Raw genomic sequence first — 19,879 nt, 5'->3', positions numbered from 1 at the left:
TAAAAACCGAGTGTCATTTCCACCCGGTTTTTATTCATACACTTATTGCGATAACTCTACTTCTTTTATTTTCTCTTTCATTCTTGCTTTATCGCGATTTAAAATCTCTTTTAAATACTTACCTGTATATGAGCGCTCTTCTTTCACTACTTGCTCTGGCGTTCCAGAAGCAACGATTTGTCCACCCTTGTCTCCGCCCTCTGGCCCAAGGTCAACGATATAATCAGCTGTCTTAATAACATCTAAATTATGTTCAATTACAAGTACTGTTTCACCGCTCTCCACAAGACGTTGTAGCACTTCTAGAAGACGTGCAATATCATGCGCATGTAAACCAGTCGTTGGCTCATCCAAAATGTATAATGTGCGACCTGTAGAACGACGGTGTAATTCAGATGCTAATTTCACGCGCTGTGCTTCCCCACCAGATAACGTTGTTGCTGGTTGACCTAATTTCATGTAACCAAGCCCAACATCTACAAGCGTTTGAAGTTTACGCTTAATTTTCGGGATATTAGCAAAGAATTCTACCCCGTCTTCAATTGTCATCCCTAACACTTCAGAAATATTCTTATCTTTATACTTCACTTCTAACGTTTCACGGTTGTAACGTTTACCGTGACAAACTTCACATGGAACATACACATCTGGTAAGAAATGCATTTCGATTTTAATAATTCCATCACCGCGGCACGCTTCACAACGGCCACCTTTTACGTTAAAGCTGAAACGTCCTTTTTGATATCCGCGCACTTTCGCTTCATTCGTCTGCGCAAACACATCACGAATATCATCGAATACACCTGTATACGTTGCTGGATTAGAACGTGGTGTACGACCAATTGGCGATTGATCAACATCGATAACTTTATCTAAATGCTCAAGACCTTTAATTTCTTTATGAGTCCCTGGCTTTGCCTTCGCTTTATATAGCTTTTGAGCTAACGATTTATATAGCACTTCATTAATCATCGTACTTTTACCAGAACCAGATACACCCGTTACCGCTACAAACGTACCAAGTGGGAATGACATTTTCGCATTCTTTAAGTTATTCTCTTTTGCGCCGACAATCTCTACTTTACGTCCATCACCTTTACGTCTTTCAAGTGGAACTGGAATAAACTCTTTACCACTTAAATACTTCCCTGTTAATGAATTCTCATCTTGCATCACTTCAGCTGGCGTCCCCGCTGAAACGACCTGTCCACCGTGAATACCTGCACCAGGCCCGATATCAAGTAAATAGTCCGCAGCCATCATCGTATCTTCATCATGTTCAACAACGATTAACGTATTACCTAAATCGCGCATTTCTTGCAATGTACGAATAAGACGATCGTTATCACGCTGGTGTAAACCAATCGAAGGCTCATCAAGAATGTAAAGCACACCCGTAAGACGAGAACCAATTTGTGTCGCTAAACGAATACGCTGCGCCTCACCACCTGATAAAGTTCCTGCGGCACGACTTAACGTTAAATAGTCTAAACCGACGTTTACTAAGAATCCAACGCGCTCCTGAATTTCTCTTAAAATTAAATGAGCAATTTTTTGTTGCTTCTCCGTTAGCTCCACATTCGAGAAGAATTCTTGTACTTCTTGAACAGAATACTTCGTTACATCAGCAATCGTTTTTTCACCAACAAATACAGCTAAACTTTCAGGCTTTAAGCGTCCGCCTTTACACTTCGGACAAGCTTGCTCTGCCATATACTTTTCCATTTGCTCACGAATGTAATCAGAACTCGTCTCACGATAACGACGCTCTATATTCGGAATAACACCTTCAAATAAAATCTCATTTTCCTTTACTTGACCGAATTCATTTACATAGCGGAAATAAACCTTCTCTTCACCGCTTCCGTACAACACTTTATCAAATAAATCTTTCGGTATATCTTTCACAGGCATATCCATATCAACGCCGTAGTGATTACATACAGATTGTAAAAGTTGTGGATAGTATTGTGAACTTGTCGGTTCCCAAGGTGCAATCGCATGTTCATTTAATGATAAATCCCAATTCGGGATAACAAGCTCTAAATCTACCTCTAGCTTTGAGCCAAGTCCATCACAAGAAGGACATGCACCGAACGGACTATTGAATGAGAACATACGCGGCTCTAATTCTCCGATTGAAAAACCACAATGCGGACAAGCATGATGTTCACTAAATAGAAGTTCCTCTTCTCCCATAACATCGATTAACACTCGGCCCCCGCCAAGCTTTAATGCACTTTCAAGTGAATCAGCAAGACGGCTCGCAATTCCTTCTTTTACAACAATACGGTCAATTACAACTTCAATAGAATGCTTCTTATTTTTATCTAACGCAATCTCGTCAGATACATCAAGCATCTCACCATCAACACGTACACGAACATACCCTTGCTTCTTAATGTCTTCAAGCACTTTCACATGTGCACCTTTACGCCCAGACACGATAGGAGCTAACACTTGTAATTTCGTACGTTCAGGATATTCAAGTACACGGTCTACCATCTGCTCTACTGTTTGTGATGTAATTTCAATACCATGATTCGGACAAATTGGCGTACCAATTCGCGCAAATAATAAACGTAAATAGTCATAAATCTCCGTCACTGTTCCGACCGTCGAACGTGGATTACGGCTCGTCGTTTTTTGATCAATTGAAATTGCTGGTGACAACCCTTCAATCGTATCCACATCTGGTTTATCCATTTGTCCTAAAAATTGACGTGCATACGCAGATAACGATTCTACATATCTGCGCTGTCCTTCTGCATAAATCGTATCAAACGCTAATGATGATTTCCCCGAACCAGACAATCCCGTCACAACAACAAGCTGATTTCTCGGAATGGTTACATCAATATTTTTTAAGTTATGTGCTCTAGCACCTTTTACAACGATAAAATCCTTGCTCTTACTCACTCTTTTCACCCTTCCGCTTTTAATTCTAATAGTAAGTCTCTTAATTCAGCTGCACGCTCGAAATCTAACGCTTTTGCTGCTTCTTTCATCTCTACTTCCATCTTCGCAATTGTCTTTTCGCGCTCTTTTTTCGTCATTTTCTTAGTTGGCGCTGCTTCATATGTTTCTGGCTCTTCAGCAGCTGTTGTTGCACGGATTACATCACGCACACCTTTTTGAATCGTTTTCGGCGTAATACCATGCTCTTCATTGTAAGCTTCTTGTATACTACGACGACGCTGTGTTTCTTCAATTGCAATTCCCATCGATCTCGTTATGCGATCTGCGTACATAATAACGCGTCCGTTTTCATTACGTGCTGCACGACCAATTGTTTGAATTAATGAACGCTCTGAACGCAAGAATCCTTCCTTATCAGCATCTAAAATAGCTACAAGTGATACTTCTGGAATATCTAATCCTTCTCGTAATAAGTTAATACCGACAAGTACATCAAACTTACCAAGACGAAGGTCACGGATAATTTCAATACGTTCTAATGTTTTAATTTCAGAGTGAAGATAGTTCACTTTAATTCCTACATCTTTTAAGTAATCCGTTAAATCCTCTGACATTTTTTTCGTTAAAGTTGTAATTAATACACGTTCATTTTTTGCAATGCGATCTTGAATTTCTCCTAATAAATCGTCAATTTGACCTTCAATTGGTCTTATATCAATCGGTGGATCTAGTAGCCCTGTTGGGCGAATAATTTGTTCTATTACCCCCGGTGACTGCTCTAACTCGTACGGTCCTGGCGTTGCCGAAACGTAAATAACTTGATTTGTTTTCTCTTCAAACTCATCAAACATGAGCGGTCTATTATCTAAAGCTGATGGCAGACGGAATCCATGGTCCACAAGCACTTGCTTACGTGCTTGGTCACCGTTATACATCGCTCTTACTTGAGGTACCGATACGTGCGACTCATCCATAACAATTAAGAAATCTTTCGGGAAATAGTCTAATAACGTATACGGCGTTGCACCTGCTGGACGAAGTGTTAAATGACGGGAATAGTTTTCAATGCCTGAACAAAAGCCCATCTCTCGCATCATTTCTAAATCATAACGTGTACGCTGTTCTATACGCTGCGCTTCTAACAACTTACCATTATCATTTAATTCCTTTAAACGCTCTTCTAATTCTTTTTCGATATTTTCAATAGCAACCTTCATTTTCTCTTCGCGTGTAACGAAGTGAGATGCCGGGAAGATTGCTACATGATCACGTTCTGCTAATACTTCACCTGTTAACGCATTTACTTCACGAATACGATCGATTTCATCACCGAAAAATTCAATTCGAATACAATGCTCGTCAAGTGATGCTGGGAAGATTTCAACTACATCTCCGCGCACACGGAATGTACCACGCTTGAAATCAATATCATTACGTCCATACTGTACATCAACAAGTTCACGAAGCAATTGATTGCGGTCCTTTTCCATACCAACTCGAAGTGAAACAACTAACTCACGATATTCTTCCGGAGAACCTAAACCATATATACACGAAACACTCGCAACGATAATTACATCGTCCCGTTCAAATAATGCAGACGTTGCTGAGTGACGTAATTTATCAATTTCATCATTAATCTGCGCGTCTTTTTCAATAAACGTATCTGTTTGTGGCACATACGCTTCTGGCTGATAATAATCGTAATAACTAACAAAATATTCAACTGCATTATTCGGAAAAAAATCTTTCAGCTCACTATATAACTGTCCCGCTAACGTTTTATTATGAGCCATCACAAGCGTTGGCTTTTGCACTTCTTTAATGACATTTGAAATCGTAAATGTCTTACCCGTTCCTGTCGCTCCAAGCAACACTTGCTTTTTCTTTCCACTATTAATTCCCTCTACAAGCTTCTCTATAGCTACCGGCTGATCACCTTGCGGGGAATACGCTGATACAATTTCAAATTGATGTTCCAAGTAAAATCCGACCTCCTCATAAAAATCTGTATTATCATTTTACCACGAATGCCTATAAAAAACCTAAAAAAACGAACAGATATTCGGTAAAGTTTTCGACAATGTACACATAGAAAAAGGAAGGAGTACATACTTCCTTCCTCTACTAACTCTATTTTTTAGCTACATATAATAAGTCATATCCATTGCTTCCATCTTCATTCGTACAATCTATTAGCCTATAAGTAATTTTTGATTCACGCTGATCTTTAACAATACTTTTACAACTATCTTTATATAACCCTTTATCCTCACCAGCAAATTGATCTTGTCTATTATCTAACACATAAAGTATACCTTCTTCACTATGCTCTAACGTTTGAAAAATCGGGTCACCTTCATGTGTATACTGTACAATTCTTATTTTATTAACTTTCCCTTGATCAACGTTCATAACGAACTGTTCGAATTTATCTAGATTGGAAGTTCCTGCTCCCTTTACAATGACATCGTTCTTCTTATCAATTGTAGTGTTAGATGGTGAGCACGATGCTAAGCTAAAGAGAAATAGACATATAAAACCGGCTCTTTTTCCTATTGTCAGCCTCTCCTATAAAAAGTATTTGTATACCCCAAAAGCTACTTTCCTCTATGAAAGTAGCTTTTCTTTCCCTTTCTCCTTCTTCGGAAAAATAACATATGAAAATGAAATTGCTGTATCAACTAAAAATATAATTGCCCACACTTGGCTCACGCGACTTGCAGCTTTATTTAAAACGATTCCCGATTCTAACCAATTGCCCCATTGTTCAAATGGAATAAATCCATACGCGAAGAAAAAGAATATGTGCACACCAACGAATAAAACAAGATGTAATACCCAATTTTTTATTTCCTGCTTTGCATAAGCCATACCTGTTAATTCTAGCTGCTCTTCAATAACAGGAGCTGGTTCATTCCGCCACTTCGCAATTAGTTTTTGTACATATATATCAAGCTTCTTCAAATCCTTTTTCCCATAGAAGACTGCATACAATAAAATAATTACAGTAATGATCTGAAAGTTAGAGAACTTTCCTGTTTGATAATAGTCCACTACCCCTAAAGTTAAAATAAACACTTCATTTACGAGGAGTACAATCCCCATAATAAAACTCGCCTTTTTCAAACGAAATCCGTAGCGAAGTAAAAAGAAACCGATAGCTGATAACCAAAATACAATTTCTGCCCCAATTAAAAAATACCAACGATATTCTGCGAGTATACTCATTTATCCTTCTCCCTTTCATCATACATACGAAAAGCTTCATCCATATATATTAAAAGTTCTTCTTCAATTGGATACATGCTCATTTTCTGTGAATCTTCCTTCGATTTTCTAACTTCCCATAACTTATCTAAAAACGCTTCGTCACCATTAGCCATTTCTAAACACTTCTGCATTAATTTCTTCGTTGCCTCTTGTACCTCATCACTCGCGGCTTCTTTGCCGTCTTTCATAAAAGTACGTAATTGCTTTAATAAATCTACCCATTCTAAAACATTTGGATCTTCTTCACTCATATTTGGCAAGTTATGAAGCAATTTTTGTTCTTCCTTTGAAAATACTTCATTTTGAAATATTTCACGTATACGAGACGACTGTTTCGAAAGCTGAATCAGTTCAAACATAACTTTCCAATCGAGTTCTCCCTCCACATCTACTGAATAAACAACTGCTTGTAAAACACGCTCCATTTGATTAAATTTCTTTTGTTCCTCCTGTACAAACCGAAGCTGTTTTTCAAGCGATTTTTTCAAATCCAGCTCACCTTTTACTAACATATTCGCAGCTTCCTTTAATGAAAAACCCATTTCTTTTAAAAATAAAATTTGTTGCAAACGAATAACATCAGTTTCACTATATAAGCGATGACCACCCTCTGTTTTTCCGCTCGGCTTTAATAAATCTATTTGATCATAATAACGTAGTGTACGCACTGTAACCCCTGTTTCTCTCGTCAATTCTTGTATTGAAATCACTACCATCACCTCTTCCCCCTCATTATAAAAGATGACGTTACGTAACTTTCAAGTGTTTTGTAAAAAAAATACAAAAGGCTGTTTATACACAGTGTATAAACAGCTTTTATGGAAATAACCCCTTTTGTATGGCACGCCCACAACATAAAATAAGCGCTCCAACAACAACACTCATTGCTGTTTTATGATAATGGGCTGATAGTAATAAATAATACGATAAACCTACAGTACCAATCATAATACAAATACTTGGCACTGGATTACGAGAAAAGTTTTGTATTCCCCAAAGAAGCGCAAATATAGCTGTAGCGACACATAACACCGGTAATCCCATCCCAGTTCCCCTTTTTCTATCTATTATTCCTTGTTGCTAACACACTCGTTGATGCCATACTAATTAATAAACCAAAAATAGCAATATATAATAACTCATTTACATGTACTGCTTGTCTATCTAAATACTTATTTACACAAAGATACATAATGAACAAAAAAACGAAGCTTGTAATACAAATCGTAAAATATGACTTCATCTTGTTCACAACTCGCTCATCAATCGACGGTACTCCCTCTTCTTTTAAACACTTCTGTTCTCTATATTCCGAAATACTATATAAAATGACTAGTGCTACATTCGATATGAAAATAGTTCCCCACGAAATACTTAAAATCATTAAACTCACATTTAAAATAAGACCTGCTAAAAACAAACTTCCTATAAACCTTATAACATCTTGCTTACTCATACATGATCAGCCTCTTTACTATTTCTATATCTCCACTTCGGCCAATAGTTCACAAAAAAATACACCCACTGCCCTAGTACAAACAAAACAAACGGCATACCAGCATTCCCGTCAACAATTAAATTATATAAACTCCATATCGCTAAACTAATCGTAAAAAATAACCCTACATATTTAAACGCTTTATCTGACTGAAATCTCTCAAACTCATCTTGCATTTTTCATTCCTCCTATCTTTATGCTCGTTTCCCTATCATGACTCCTATGATGAGACTCCCCGCAAATAAGGAACTACATATCATAAATATTTCTTGCACTGGTATAACAGCTCTGCCTATTGCTTTACTCGCAACAATATAAACAATAAGCAATAGAAATGCGAATACAAATGAGACATTTACATATCTTTTTATATTTTCATTTACTCGCTCATCTATATCGGGAAGTTCTTCTTCTCTGTACTTACGCTTTTTGTAATACACATACACTGTCAAAAATACAATTGCTAAAACGTTACTCACTACGAGCGGTAAGATTGGTATAGATGGATTCATAATACGAACTACAATGTCTCCCAAAAACAATCCCAAAGTTGTGCCGATAAATAACTTTCTAGCATCGTTCATTTTCTCTCCCCTTACTCTAGCGTAAATATTTCTTCCACCTTCACTCCAAAATACTTGGCGATTTTTAGGGATAATTCTAGACTCGGATTGTAATGATGATTTTCAATCGCCACAATCGTCTGCCGCGTCACTTGCATCGCCTTTGCCATTTCCACTTGTGTTATATGATGTTGCTTTCTTAATTCTTTAATTTTATTTTTCACACCCATAGGCTCCACCTTCAAAAGTAAAGATATCTTTACTTAAATTATAAATATTTTCCAGTTGCAAGTAAAGATAACTTTACAGAAAAAGGTAAAAAAAGAGACATCTAATAAGATGCCTCCTTCCTACTACATAAATCCTAATCCCCATACAAGAACGTATCCAAGAACCGATAAGCAAACCGAGCCAATCAACCCTGCCACGAACGCTTTACTTCCTAATTTACGGAACGTTTTAAACTCTACATTTAAACCAAGTCCTGCCATCGCCATTGCGATTAGCATATAAGCAATGACCACAATGTAGCCCGCGACAACTTCTGGAATAATTCCAAGTGAATGCACTGCACTCATCGCTAAAAATCCGAAGATGAACCAAGGAATTGGAAGGTCGCGCCACGATCTTTTTTCTGTGCTGCCCTCACTCTTACCAAACCATAATCCGATTAAAATCGCTACTGGTACAAGCATCGCTACGCGTGTTAATTTCACAATAACTGCAATATCAACTGACGCGCTTCCTCCTGGTGCCGCAGCTGCGATGACATGGGCAATTTCATGCAGCGTCGCTCCCGAGAATACACCGTAACCGTACGGAGATAAACCAAGCACTGGATATAATAACGTATAAATAAGCGTAAATATTGTACCTAAAATAGCAATTATCGCTGCCCCAACTGCTGTTTCGTCATCTTTTGCTTTCACTTGCGGTGCAATTGCCACGACCGCAGCTGCACCGCAAATTGCCGTCCCGCACGCTGTTAAAATCCCAAGTTTCTTTTCTACTTTAAATACTTTGGTTAGTCCGTATACAACGAAAATTGTAAATGTAATAACAACCGCTGCGATGACCAATACTTTCGGCCCTGCCTTCGCAATATCAACAAGATTTAATCGCATTCCAAGTAAGATGATTCCAAAGCGAAGCAACTTCTTACTCGCGAAATTCGTTCCAGCTATCGCTTCTTGCGGAACTCCGATAGCTGCTCGCCAAACCATCCCAATTAGAATAGCAATTACTAATTGTCCCATAATATTTAAAAATGGAAGCTCTGCTAAATATTTCGCAGCAATTGCGATTAATAATGTAATCCCAATTCCTTGCGAAAATCCAAAGCCCTTCTTCTTTTGTATAACAAGTGTTTGTTCCACTTTGTACCACCCCAATAATCGTATTGGAACATGCATGTTCTTTCTACTTACATTATAAGAGAGTTTTTATAATAAGTTTAATATCAATAATGAATCTCTATCATCATAAATACTTATGATAAGATAAAAGAAACTGAAAGGAGTCTAGCAAATGAACGTAGACATCTTAAAAATTTTTGTTACTGTCGTTGAACAAAAACATTTCTCTCGTGCTGCAGAATTATTAAACCTTTCACAGCCCGGTGTAAGTATGCATATACGCAACTTAGAAAACGAATTTGGAACTACACTTATTCAGCGCTCTCCGAAGCATGTCCAAGTTACGGAAGCCGGAAACATTTTGTACATACACGCAAAGCAAATGCTCTCTCTTTATGAAGAAGCCAAGCAAGAAATTAACGAACTACATAACGTTGTAACAGGAACACTTCGCATCGGTGCTAGTTTTACAATTGGCGAATACTTACTTCCAAAAATACTTGCTAACTATGCGAACGAAAATCCACACGTCGAAGTTCATACCTTTATCTCAAATACAGAAGAAGTTTTGCAAAGCCTTCGCTCTAATCAAATTGATATCGGCCTAGTGGAAGGACAAGTCGTATACGCCGACGTAGATGTTGAAACGTTTATGCAAGATGAAATGAAGCTTGTCGTTCCTCCAAATCACCCATTACTTCACACCAAGGATATAAACGAATCTACCCTTCAAGAACAAGTATGGGTATTAAGAGAGAGTGGTTCTGGGACACGCGCCTATAGCGATCGCTTTATTCATCAACATCATTTAAAACTGAAGCGATTCTTTACATTCAGTAGCATTCAAAGTGTAAAAGAAGCCGTCGCCGCTGGGCTTGGCATCGCTATCCTTTCAGATTGGACTGTTCGAAAGGAACTACTAGCAAAAGAACTATTCCACGTTGAAATTCCAAATGAACAACTAATCCGTCCATTCTCCATCGTGCGCGGCAAATATTTCATTCCATCTAAAGCCATTCAAGTGTTCTTAAATCATGTAAATTCTTTTGCGAAAAAACAGCATTGACCTTCACATTAGTGTGAAGGTTTACAATACATGTAAAAGGAGTGAAACACATTGCGAATTGGAGAATTATCAAAAGAAACTGGCGTTAGTGAAAGATCACTAAGACATTACGAAGAAAAGGGACTACTCCCTTCTAAGCGCCTCGCAAATGGCTACCGTGATTTTGATGAAAGTGCTATTGAAAAAGTAGAACTTATTCAAATGTACTTACAAATTGGCTTAAATTTAGAAGAGACGGCAAGGATGCTGCGCTGCCTTGAAATTGAACCGCATCTATACGACAATCCGTGCAGCAGCATTCTTACGCTTTACGAAGATAAACTCAATGAAGTAACAAAGCAAATCACATTACTTTCCAACATTCAAACGAATTTGCAAAAACACGTTTCACTCCTAAAACAAACAAAAGAAAAGGGATGATTACATGTTTGTTATACATGGCAGTTCAAGACAAAACGGAAATACAGAAGCTTTAACACATATGATGATCGCTGGAATGGAAACAGAACAAATTTACTTGCGAGACCATACCGTCCATCCTATTACAGACCAACGTCATGATGCAGAAGGATTCCAACCTGTAAATGATGACTATAAGCAGTTAACCAAACGCATGCTAGAGCACGACACGATTATCTTTGCTACACCATTATATTGGTACGGAATGAGTGGACATATGAAAAACTTTGTTGATCGCTGGTCACAAAGCTTGCGCGATACATCTCTTCATTTCAAAGAAAAAATGAAAGGCAAAAAAATGTATATTGTCATCGTTGGCGGGGACAATCCAAGGCTAAAAGCATTACCGCTTATCGCTCAATTCCAATATATCTTTGATTTTGTTGGTTCATCATTTGAAGGTTATGTTATTGGGGATGCGAATGGATTAGATGAAATCAAAAACGATGCTGAGGCGCTGGCAAAAGCACAATTGTATAATAATAAATTCAAAAATAGTAAATAGAAATTAGTTTGACAAACTATTTAGACTTAGCGACGCAAGAAGAATTAGAAAGCATGTTACAAGAATATCCTGGCACTATACTTTTCATTAGCCATGACCGTGCCTTTATTCGCTCTGTTGCAGACCATATTCTACAAGTAGATGAGAGTGAACCAAGAGTATTCCATGGTAATTACGAGCAATACACAAAAAGAACAACTGGGGATTCTGTAAACGTTACTGAACAAGAATTATTACGATTACAAACAAAATTAACAGAAATCATCGGCCGAATTTCCATTCCAAATCATCACGATGACATCAAATCACTCGAACGAGAATACGAAACATTATTAGTTCAAATCCGGAAATGTAAAGAAGCGCTCTAATGTCTTCCCTATATATCGACGGGACCTTCCGCATTTCCCAAGAAATATTGGAACTTCGACATATAAAGTAAAAAGCCATGCATCAGCACGGCTTTTTACTTTATATACGGACAGCAGTCCCGCTCACAGCAACCATTAGCATTCCTTCGCGAACTACTTCGTAGTCCACGTCGATACCAACAATGGCATTCGCGTTTTTTTGTCTTGCGAAAGTTTTCATCTCTTCCATTGCAATGTCGCGCGCTTCTTTTAATTTACTTTCATAAGCACCAGCACGACCGCCGACAACGTCACGGACAGATGCGAAGAGGTCACGAACGATATTCGCGCCCATAATCGCTTCTCCATTCACGATATCGATATACTCAATAATTTCTTTTCCTTGAATTGTAGATGTTGTTGTTACAATCATACTTTATAGCCTCCCATATGAGATTTCCATCTACTTATATGGTGTGCTAATTCGGCAGAAATTATATTTATGAACTAAACTGCGCTTCATATAATCTGCTATATCCTCCGCCTTGTCCGATTAGTTCATCATGTGACCCTTGTTCTGCAATACCATCTTTATTTACAACGACGATACGATCTGCATTTTTAATCGTTGCAAGTCTATGAGCAATAACTAATGTTGTACGGCCGACAGATAGTTCGGCAAGTGATTTTTGAATCGCTAGTTCCGTCTCTGTATCTAGTGCGGAAGTTGCTTCATCAAGTATTAAAATTGGCGGATTTTTCAAGAACATACGTGCAATCGCTAGACGCTGCTTCTGTCCTCCTGAAAGTTTCACGCCGCGCTCACCGATAACAGTATCTAAACCTTCTGGTTGTGAGTAAATTAAGTCTTCTAACTGCGCACGTTTTACTGCCTGCCAAATTTCAGCTTCTGACGCCTTTAAATTTCCGTAAGCAATATTTTCACGAATCGTTCCTGAGAATAAAAACACATCTTGCTGCACAATCCCAATTTGCTTACGAAGTGAAGATAACGTCATATCTTTCGTATCAATACCATCAATTTGGATTGAACCAGACGATTGTTCATAAAAACGTGGGAGTAAGCTACATAACGTTGTTTTTCCAGCTCCTGATGGTCCAACGAACGCAACCGTTTCACCTGCATGTATTTTCAAACTAATATCATTTAAAATCGGTTCTTTATTTTCATATCCGAACGTAATGTTGCTATATTGAATATCACCATGCACCTGCTTCACTTCCATTGCATCTTTAGAGTCTACAATATCTGGCTCTGTTTCAAGAAGCTCTACATACCTTTTAAAACCGGCGATCCCTTTCGGATAGCTTTCGATTACCGCGTTAATTTTTTCAATTGGGCGGAAGAAAATATTCGTTAATAGAACGAATCCGATAAATCCACCGTACGTTAATTCTCCTTGCAGAACAAACCATGTACCACATATTAATACGAAGAGCGTTACGAGACGCATGAGCATATAACTAATCGACGAATTTAACGCCATAATTTTATACGCCATTAATTTTGTTGTACGGAAACGAGCGTTGTTAACAGCAAATTGCTCTTTCTCAAACTGTTCATTCCCGAATGCTTGTACAACACGAATACCACCAACATTGTTCTCGATACATGCATTAAAATCAGCAACATCTGAGAATAAACGTCTGAACGTACCTGTCATTTTTTTGTTGAAGTAAAGTGCCAACCATAGTAGGAATGGAATGACAAAGAATGTTAATAGCGCTAACTTCCAGTTAATCATCATCATAAATGAGAATGCCCCAACTAAAGTCATAATAGCGATAAATAAATCTTCTGGTCCATGATGAGCAATTTCCCCAATTTCCATTAAATCGTTCGTAAGACGTGAAATTAAATGCCCTGTTTTATTATTATCAAAAAATCTGAATGATAGCTTTTGAATATGATCAAATAATTTCTGCCTCATATCTGTTTCAATGTTAACACCAAGCATATGCCCCCAATATGTAACAACATATTGTAAGCCTGCGTTTAACATATAAACTGCAAGCAGACCGAAACAAGCCCATAAAATAAGCGTCCAGTTTTGTCCTGGCAATAACTTATCAATAAATTGATTTACGATAAGCGGGAAGCCAAGTTCTAGTAATCCTGCGACAACCGCACAAGAAAAGTCGAGTATAAATAAACCTCTATACGGTTTATAGTAAGAGAAAAATTTACGCAGCATATCTTACCTCCATTTTCCAAAATTAAAAAGACTCCCTAAATGATAACCATTATCAAATAATTATTCAAGTGATTCACCTATGAAATTAAATATAAAGTTTGTGATAGTTATCGTTTTTACTGGAAAGTCGATATAAATTTCATTTACTACCTCTCCTATCTCCCCAAACAAAAAGGGTGTCACCTATTGGTAACACCCTCACTTCTATTACATCGCTTCCGAATCCCACTTATGCTCCTGCTCAACGAATACAATACCTAATTCGTGATGTCCACCAGCATATAATGCAGTTTGCGCAAGACGAATCTCACCATTTGTATCTAATACTTCTAATTTACAAAATGCTCCTGTCGTCTTCGTTTGAAGCGCATCATAAAATTCCTCGGCGCTTTTTGGAATGACTCCATTTACTTTCGTAATAATTTCTCCAGGCAGTAGTTTTAGCTCTGCTCCAATTGTATTTGGAATTGTATCCAATACAACGAGCCCATCATTGCGTGCAGCAAAATATGCTGGTCTTGTTTCATCGGCAATTTTTTCTTGCATCGAAATTGTGAAACGTCCAAGCATTGCGACTCCCATTGCGATAATTGCAAGTACGTGCCACCAGTAACTTGCGATTCCTAAAACAAGCACAAGTCCTGCTAATCCATAAACACGTCTTCCTGTAAACAATAAAGCTTCCGTCGGCTCATAACTTCTAATCTTTCTCATAAACCCAATTAAAAATGGAACGAGGAATAGAGAATATGTATTTGAACCTATTGAAACGACAGGCCACCATGAAATAAACTGCGTTACCGCATCACCAGGTACAAGAATAAAAATAGGAACGATCCATAAACGCTTTGATTCGTGTAAACCAATCTTTAGCCCACGCTTCCCTTTCCTAATCTTCGGTGTAGAATATCCTACCGCGTTTTTAGAAATCAATAAACCTTCCACAATAAGCATAACGCCTAGTAAAATAGCAAGGGATACAATGGTACTCTCTTCACCTTCTCGAAGCTGTAAGAAGGAAAATGGTAGCTTAGAAGATAATAGAACACATACAATCGCAATGCTAAATGTATAAGCTGCCGATAAATATCGATACATAGCCGTTAACCCAAATAGTAACGTCCAAATTAAAATAGCCCATAAGCTTGCTTTAGCAACAACAAGTCCAAGCCCAATCGTAATAATAGATACTACTAATCCGTATCCAATCCCTGCAAATAGAGAGGTTCGCAGTTCAAACCAAATATCATAAACTTTAAAAGAAAAATCTTTTCTTTCTCGTAACATACGTAAGTATCCAACGAAGATACTACTTATTACAAATATATAGACAGCAGGGTGTAAGAAAAAACGTCCAACTGCCCGCATTATTTCAAAAATCCACGCCTCCACGAACTCATTCACCACCATTTATATCATTCTTTCTTTTTATATTATCATAACTAAACAAGCGTTTGTTTAACACAAAAAAATACAGGCAGCAAACTGCCTGTATTTCGTCTTATTTTGCCATTATTTTTAATGCTGACTGTAATTGTAGATCATTTTCTCCAGAACGGATTTTTTCGATAATTTTAGTTTGAATCGCTTCAGCTGTCTTTTTATCCAGCTGTCCTGTCGCTTCCATCTCATTCGCATTTTGGAATGCTTTCAGTGCCGATTCCGTCTCTTTACTAAAGTATCCATCTTCACGGCCTGGTACATATCCTAAGCTCTTAAGCATTTCTTGAGCATGTTTTACTTGTACATCATTTGCATTATATGAAAGTGTCTTTTCAATTTGAATTGGTGTCGCATGATAATAATTTGGTTGCTTCACTTCTACTGTTGGCGCGATTCCTTTTTTATGAATCCAGTTCCCATCCGGTGTTAACCATTTAAACATCGTTAATTTAATGTTGCTGCCATCTTTAAATGGAACAGCTTGCTGGACGGTACCTTTACCAAATGTTTTTTCACCAATTAAATCGTATCCTTCTCCTTCTTTCAGCGCACCCGCTAAAATCTCTGAAGCAGAAGCACTTCCATTATCAATTAATACTGAAATTGGATATGGTTTTCTCTCTTTCAGTTCCGTAGAGAACTTCTTCTTCTCACCATTTCGTTGCTCTACTTGCAGCATCGGCTTTTTATTCGTCATAATTTCCCCTAGTATATCTTCTACACTATTTAAATAGCCACCAGGATTACCACGCACGTCAATAACTAAGCCTTTTATATTTTTCTTCTCCAACTCTTTTAACTGATCCTTAAATTCTTTCGCTGTATTTTCAGCAAAAGAAGTAATTTGCATATAACCGATATCTTTTCCGCTCTCTTGCTTCACAGAACTAAACACTGTAAAGATCGGAATCTTTTCACGCTTAATTTTAAATACAATCGGATCAGTTACTCCCGCACGTTTAATTTCAATTGCGACAGTCGTTCCCTTTTTACCACGAATTTTTAATACTGCTTCTTCACGTGATAAGTCTTTCACACTGTTTCCATCTACAGATAAAATTTGGTCATTCGGTTTAATTCCTATCTTTTCTGCTGGTGAACCTTTAATTGGCGATACGATAATAAGCTTATCGTCCGTCTTGTTCACCTCAGCCCCAATCCCCTCTAATTCAGGATCAAGCGATTCACTAAACTGTTTGGCTGTTTCTTTATCCATATACGTGGAATAAGGGTCCTTCAGCGTAGACAACATACCTTGTATCGCACCTTCGACTAACTTTTCATCTTTCACGTCTTCCACATAACGTGAATCAATCAGTGCATACGCCTCATTAATTTTTGCCAAATTCCCTTGCGCAGTGCTAGCGTTCCCACTCGAAATTGTTTGCGTTACTTCTGCTGGGTTAACCCCAAATACAGACATGCCTGCAAACATTCCGCCAGCACCAATTAAAAATGCAATAACCATTCCAATAATTGCAACTCTACGTTTCAATGCGGAATTCCCCTTTCCAAAACACACAGGTGGTGTAGCAAAAGGCATCACACAGTGTGTGATGCCTTTACCTATTTCTACTATATGATAAGCTTGTACGAATTATGTTTGCAACTTTTTATACTTTTAAGAAGCGACGAATTGACATTACACTTCCCCACATACCGATTAACGCACCGATTAACACTAGTAAACCAGCTAATTGGAATACGAAAGGACTGTATGGTAGAAGTTCGAAAATTGTTCCACCAAGTTTTTCGTTAAACACACCTTGTAGTGAATTATACGTAACTAGAATTAGGCCAATTGGAATAATTGATCCTAATACTCCTAAGAATAATCCCTCTAGCAAGAACGGCCAACGAATGAACCAGTTTGTTGCACCAACAAGTTTCATAATTTCAATTTCTGTACTACGAGCATAAATTGTAATTTTAATTGTGTTAGAGATTAAGAACATCGCTGTAAATAAAAGACCAGCAATTAACGCAATCCCAATGTTACGACCAGTTTTTACAGTATCAAATAATCGTTCAACTTGCCCTTTTCCGTACTGAACATTACTGACAAACTGCATTTTTTCAACCTTCTTCGCGATTGTCGCTGTATCTGTTGGTTCTTTTGCTTTTACAACGAATACGTTTTTAAGTGGGTTATCTTGTTCAAATAACTCAAACGTTTTTCCGCTATCACCTAAGCTTTTAATTAAACGTTTTAACTCTTCTTCTTTAGAAGAATATTTAATAGAATCTACTTTTGCAATTTTACTCATATCTTCTTCTAATTTCTTTTGATCAGCTTCTTTTGCAGCTGGATCAATGTGTACACGAATCTCTACATCTTGCTCTACTTTCGTCGCAAAATGGTTCATATTCATAATCGCTGTTAAAAAGACACCTACAAGTAATAATGTAACTGTTACTGCACTAACAGAAGCAAACGTCATCCATCCGTTACGTGATAGATTCTTTACACCTTCTCGCAAATGTCGACTAAGGGTCTTAGCCTTCATATCCGTATCCTCCCTCAATCTCGTCTCGAACAATTTTTCCGCCTTCAATCGCGATTACACGATGACGGATTGTATTTACGATATCTGCATTATGCGTCGCCATAACAATTGTTGTACCACGCTCATTAATGCGAGTAAAAATCTTCATAATATCAAGAGCTGTTTCAATATCTAAGTTACCTGTTGGCTCATCGGCAATTACAACCTTTGGTCGATTTACAATCGCTCTCGCAATCGCAACACGTTGCTGCTCTCCGCCCGAAAGTTCACTTGGAATTGCATCTGCACGATCTTCAAGACCTACAAGACCTAAAACTTCTGTTACACGCTCACGAATTGCATCTGGTTCTTCTTCAATTACTTCTAAAGCAAACGCAACATTCTCATATACCGTTAATTTAGGTAGCAATTTAAAATCTTGGAAAATTACGCCTAATTGACGACGGAAATATGGAACATCTCTTTCTGCCAATGTTTCAATAACAAGTCCATTTACATTAATTGATCCTGTAGATGGCTTCTCTTCACGGTACATCATTTTAATAAATGTAGATTTTCCGGCTCCACTCGGTCCAACTACATATACGAACTCACCTTGTTTAATGTTAACTGTGAGACCAGCAATGGCTTTCATACCATTCGGGTACTCCTTATAAACATTCGTCATTTTTATCATTATTTATCACCCAATACTTAATGATTTTTTTCGAAATACTTTTCTGTACATCTGAAAATAAAAGACACCCTTTATTTTCGCCTGGTCTTTCTTGTTGAAGGCAGTTTACTTACGCTTTTTCATAAGCAATACTACTCTATGTAATATATTTCAGCAAAATTCTACAAACCCCATTGTAACATCAAACGGTTTCCAGTTTGGATACATTTTTGTTACAGTTATGTTACACCAAAAAAAAAGAAAAACGAGTTGACTATATTATCAACTCGTCCATTTTACTCTTTTTATTTATGTTCAGCTAACCATTCAGCTACTTTTTTCGCATCTTCACCTTGAATAAGTCCTGGTGACATTGAGCCGCGACCTTTTTTAATAATTTCTTCGATATCTGCAGCATCGTACTTACCGCCTACTTTTCTTAAGTCAGGTCCAGTTGCCCCTGATAGATCTGTTGCGTGACATCCAGCACAACTTCTTTGGAAAATTTGTTCTGCGCTGTCTGTACTTGCAGACTGGTTCGAAGACTTACTCTCTTCTTTATTTCCGCATGCTCCTAAAGCAAAAACAACCGATGTCCCTAGCGCAATAGCCAACAATTTCTTTTTCACTTCTATCGCTCCCCATTGTTGATATTCTTTTTATTCCTAACACACTCATTTTCATTATAAGCATTATCTTTATATAGAAAAACTAAGGTATATTTCATATTCTTCAAAAATACAGTGAGAACCTTGATAAAATAAAGATTTCATAAGTTGTTTCAATTCTGTGAACAACGTAAAAACTTCTATAAAGAATCCTTTTTAAAAAGAAAATTAGAAAAGTTCTATATAAAACCTTACACTATTACCGCCCTATTTTACTATTCTCTACTTTTTACAAAACAATATACAGCATTGTAATCTACATATAATCCCATCAAAAAGAGAAGTTGTCGTTTCCAACTTCTCTTCCTCTTTCCTTCATCTATAAAAATAAAATCAAGTTCTTTATATCCTCTATACCCTCAGCATGCGCCAACAATTTTGTTGGCTTTTTTTCGCTTACCCCGC

22 protein-coding genes are annotated in these 19,879 nt (G+C 37.6%); 4 read left to right on the top strand and 18 right to left on the bottom strand.

Going from position 1 to position 19,879, the window contains the following annotated elements:
* Nucleotides 1–42: 42 nt before the first annotated feature.
* The 11 genes from uvrA to COK05_RS04185 form a co-directional block, all read right to left on the bottom strand.
* Entirely contained in the window at nucleotides 43–2,919 is a 2,877-nt protein-coding gene (gene uvrA, locus COK05_RS04235; RefSeq protein WP_098611590.1) for an excinuclease ABC subunit UvrA, read from the bottom strand.
* Between the two features lie 5 nt (nucleotides 2,920–2,924).
* Nucleotides 2,925–4,901: an excinuclease ABC subunit B gene (uvrB, locus tag COK05_RS04230; protein ID WP_098611589.1), complete on the bottom strand. Its 1,977-nt coding sequence runs from the start codon at nucleotides 4,899–4,901 to the stop codon at nucleotides 2,925–2,927.
* Between the two features lie 151 nt (nucleotides 4,902–5,052).
* Nucleotides 5,053–5,484: a DUF4362 domain-containing protein gene (locus tag COK05_RS04225; RefSeq protein WP_098611588.1), complete on the bottom strand. Its 432-nt coding sequence runs from the start codon at nucleotides 5,482–5,484 to the stop codon at nucleotides 5,053–5,055.
* A 45-nt stretch (nucleotides 5,485–5,529) separates the two neighbouring features.
* On the bottom strand, nucleotides 5,530–6,150 hold the full coding sequence (locus tag COK05_RS04220; protein WP_098611587.1) for a hypothetical protein: 621 nt from the start codon (nucleotides 6,148–6,150) through the stop codon (nucleotides 5,530–5,532).
* Nucleotides 6,147–6,908: a MerR family transcriptional regulator gene (locus COK05_RS04215; RefSeq protein WP_141538892.1), complete on the bottom strand. Its 762-nt coding sequence runs from the start codon at nucleotides 6,906–6,908 to the stop codon at nucleotides 6,147–6,149. The genes COK05_RS04220 and COK05_RS04215 overlap by 4 nt, the downstream gene beginning before the upstream one ends.
* 100 nt (nucleotides 6,909–7,008) lie before the next feature.
* Nucleotides 7,009–7,236 carry a hypothetical protein gene (locus COK05_RS04210; protein ID WP_098611585.1) on the bottom strand — a complete coding sequence of 76 codons (228 nt, stop codon included), beginning with the start codon at nucleotides 7,234–7,236 and terminating at the stop codon, nucleotides 7,009–7,011.
* A 16-nt stretch (nucleotides 7,237–7,252) separates the two neighbouring features.
* On the bottom strand, nucleotides 7,253–7,648 hold the full coding sequence (locus tag COK05_RS04205) for an ATPase (protein WP_098611584.1): 396 nt from the start codon (nucleotides 7,646–7,648) through the stop codon (nucleotides 7,253–7,255).
* Nucleotides 7,645–7,866 carry a hypothetical protein gene (locus COK05_RS04200; protein WP_098611583.1) on the bottom strand — a complete coding sequence of 74 codons (222 nt, stop codon included), beginning with the start codon at nucleotides 7,864–7,866 and terminating at the stop codon, nucleotides 7,645–7,647. Before COK05_RS04200 ends, COK05_RS04205 begins: the two co-directional genes overlap by 4 nt.
* 18 nt (nucleotides 7,867–7,884) lie before the next feature.
* Nucleotides 7,885–8,274, bottom strand: coding sequence for a hypothetical protein (locus COK05_RS04195; RefSeq protein ID WP_098611582.1), 390 nt, complete (start codon nucleotides 8,272–8,274; stop codon nucleotides 7,885–7,887).
* A gap of 11 nt (nucleotides 8,275–8,285) precedes the next feature.
* Nucleotides 8,286–8,483: a helix-turn-helix transcriptional regulator gene (locus tag COK05_RS04190; protein ID WP_000538359.1), complete on the bottom strand. Its 198-nt coding sequence runs from the start codon at nucleotides 8,481–8,483 to the stop codon at nucleotides 8,286–8,288.
* 123 nt (nucleotides 8,484–8,606) lie between these two features.
* Nucleotides 8,607–9,629 (bottom strand): YeiH family protein, encoded by a 1,023-nt coding sequence (locus tag COK05_RS04185; protein ID WP_141538891.1) that lies wholly within the window; start codon nucleotides 9,627–9,629, stop codon nucleotides 8,607–8,609.
* A 151-nt stretch (nucleotides 9,630–9,780) separates the two neighbouring features.
* On the opposite strand from COK05_RS04185, the gene COK05_RS04180 reads away from it, so the two are divergent.
* From COK05_RS04180 to COK05_RS04165, 4 genes are read left to right on the top strand one after another with little or no spacing between them, the layout of a single operon-like run.
* The gene (locus tag COK05_RS04180) at nucleotides 9,781–10,674 is read left to right on the top strand and encodes a LysR family transcriptional regulator (protein ID WP_098611580.1); all 894 of its coding nucleotides are present in this window, start codon (nucleotides 9,781–9,783) and stop codon (nucleotides 10,672–10,674) included.
* A 51-nt stretch (nucleotides 10,675–10,725) separates the two neighbouring features.
* A complete protein-coding gene (locus COK05_RS04175; RefSeq protein WP_043935811.1) occupies nucleotides 10,726–11,094 on the top strand; it encodes a MerR family transcriptional regulator in 369 nt (122 codons plus the stop codon).
* Nucleotides 11,095–11,098: 4 nt separating this feature from the next.
* Entirely contained in the window at nucleotides 11,099–11,638 is a 540-nt protein-coding gene (locus COK05_RS04170; protein WP_098611579.1) for a flavodoxin family protein, read from the top strand.
* Nucleotides 11,639–11,646: 8 nt separating this feature from the next.
* Nucleotides 11,647–12,006 (top strand): macrolide transporter, encoded by a 360-nt coding sequence (locus COK05_RS04165; protein ID WP_098611578.1) that lies wholly within the window; start codon nucleotides 11,647–11,649, stop codon nucleotides 12,004–12,006.
* A 100-nt stretch (nucleotides 12,007–12,106) separates the two neighbouring features.
* Here COK05_RS04165 and COK05_RS04160 read toward each other — a convergent pair whose 3' ends face one another.
* The 7 genes from COK05_RS04160 to cccB all read right to left on the bottom strand — a co-directional run bounded on the left by COK05_RS04160 (nucleotide 12,107) and on the right by cccB (nucleotide 19,435).
* Nucleotides 12,107–12,418, bottom strand: coding sequence for a heavy metal-binding domain-containing protein (locus COK05_RS04160; protein WP_000637523.1), 312 nt, complete (start codon nucleotides 12,416–12,418; stop codon nucleotides 12,107–12,109).
* Between the two features lie 67 nt (nucleotides 12,419–12,485).
* Nucleotides 12,486–14,201 (bottom strand): ABC transporter ATP-binding protein, encoded by a 1,716-nt coding sequence (locus COK05_RS04155; RefSeq protein WP_098611577.1) that lies wholly within the window; start codon nucleotides 14,199–14,201, stop codon nucleotides 12,486–12,488.
* 207 nt (nucleotides 14,202–14,408) lie between these two features.
* Nucleotides 14,409–15,611 carry a PDZ domain-containing protein gene (locus COK05_RS04150; RefSeq protein WP_098611576.1) on the bottom strand — a complete coding sequence of 401 codons (1,203 nt, stop codon included), beginning with the start codon at nucleotides 15,609–15,611 and terminating at the stop codon, nucleotides 14,409–14,411.
* Nucleotides 15,612–15,702: 91 nt separating this feature from the next.
* Entirely contained in the window at nucleotides 15,703–17,139 is a 1,437-nt protein-coding gene (locus tag COK05_RS04145) for a S41 family peptidase (RefSeq protein ID WP_098611575.1), read from the bottom strand.
* A 118-nt stretch (nucleotides 17,140–17,257) separates the two neighbouring features.
* Entirely contained in the window at nucleotides 17,258–18,151 is an 894-nt protein-coding gene (gene ftsX, locus COK05_RS04140) for a permease-like cell division protein FtsX (protein ID WP_000645028.1), read from the bottom strand.
* Nucleotides 18,141–18,827 (bottom strand): cell division ATP-binding protein FtsE, encoded by a 687-nt coding sequence (gene ftsE, locus COK05_RS04135; protein WP_000594326.1) that lies wholly within the window; start codon nucleotides 18,825–18,827, stop codon nucleotides 18,141–18,143. The genes ftsX and ftsE overlap by 11 nt, the downstream gene beginning before the upstream one ends.
* A gap of 284 nt (nucleotides 18,828–19,111) precedes the next feature.
* The gene (cccB, locus tag COK05_RS04130) at nucleotides 19,112–19,435 is read right to left on the bottom strand and encodes a cytochrome c551 (RefSeq protein ID WP_000727972.1); all 324 of its coding nucleotides are present in this window, start codon (nucleotides 19,433–19,435) and stop codon (nucleotides 19,112–19,114) included.
* Between the last annotated feature and the right edge of the window lie 444 nt (nucleotides 19,436–19,879).

The sequence above is a fragment of the Bacillus cereus genome (assembly GCF_002567495.1).
Taxonomy (GTDB): domain Bacteria; phylum Bacillota; class Bacilli; order Bacillales; family Bacillaceae_G; genus Bacillus_A; species Bacillus_A cereus_AQ.
This window is presented reverse-complemented; position numbering and strand designations above follow the sequence as displayed.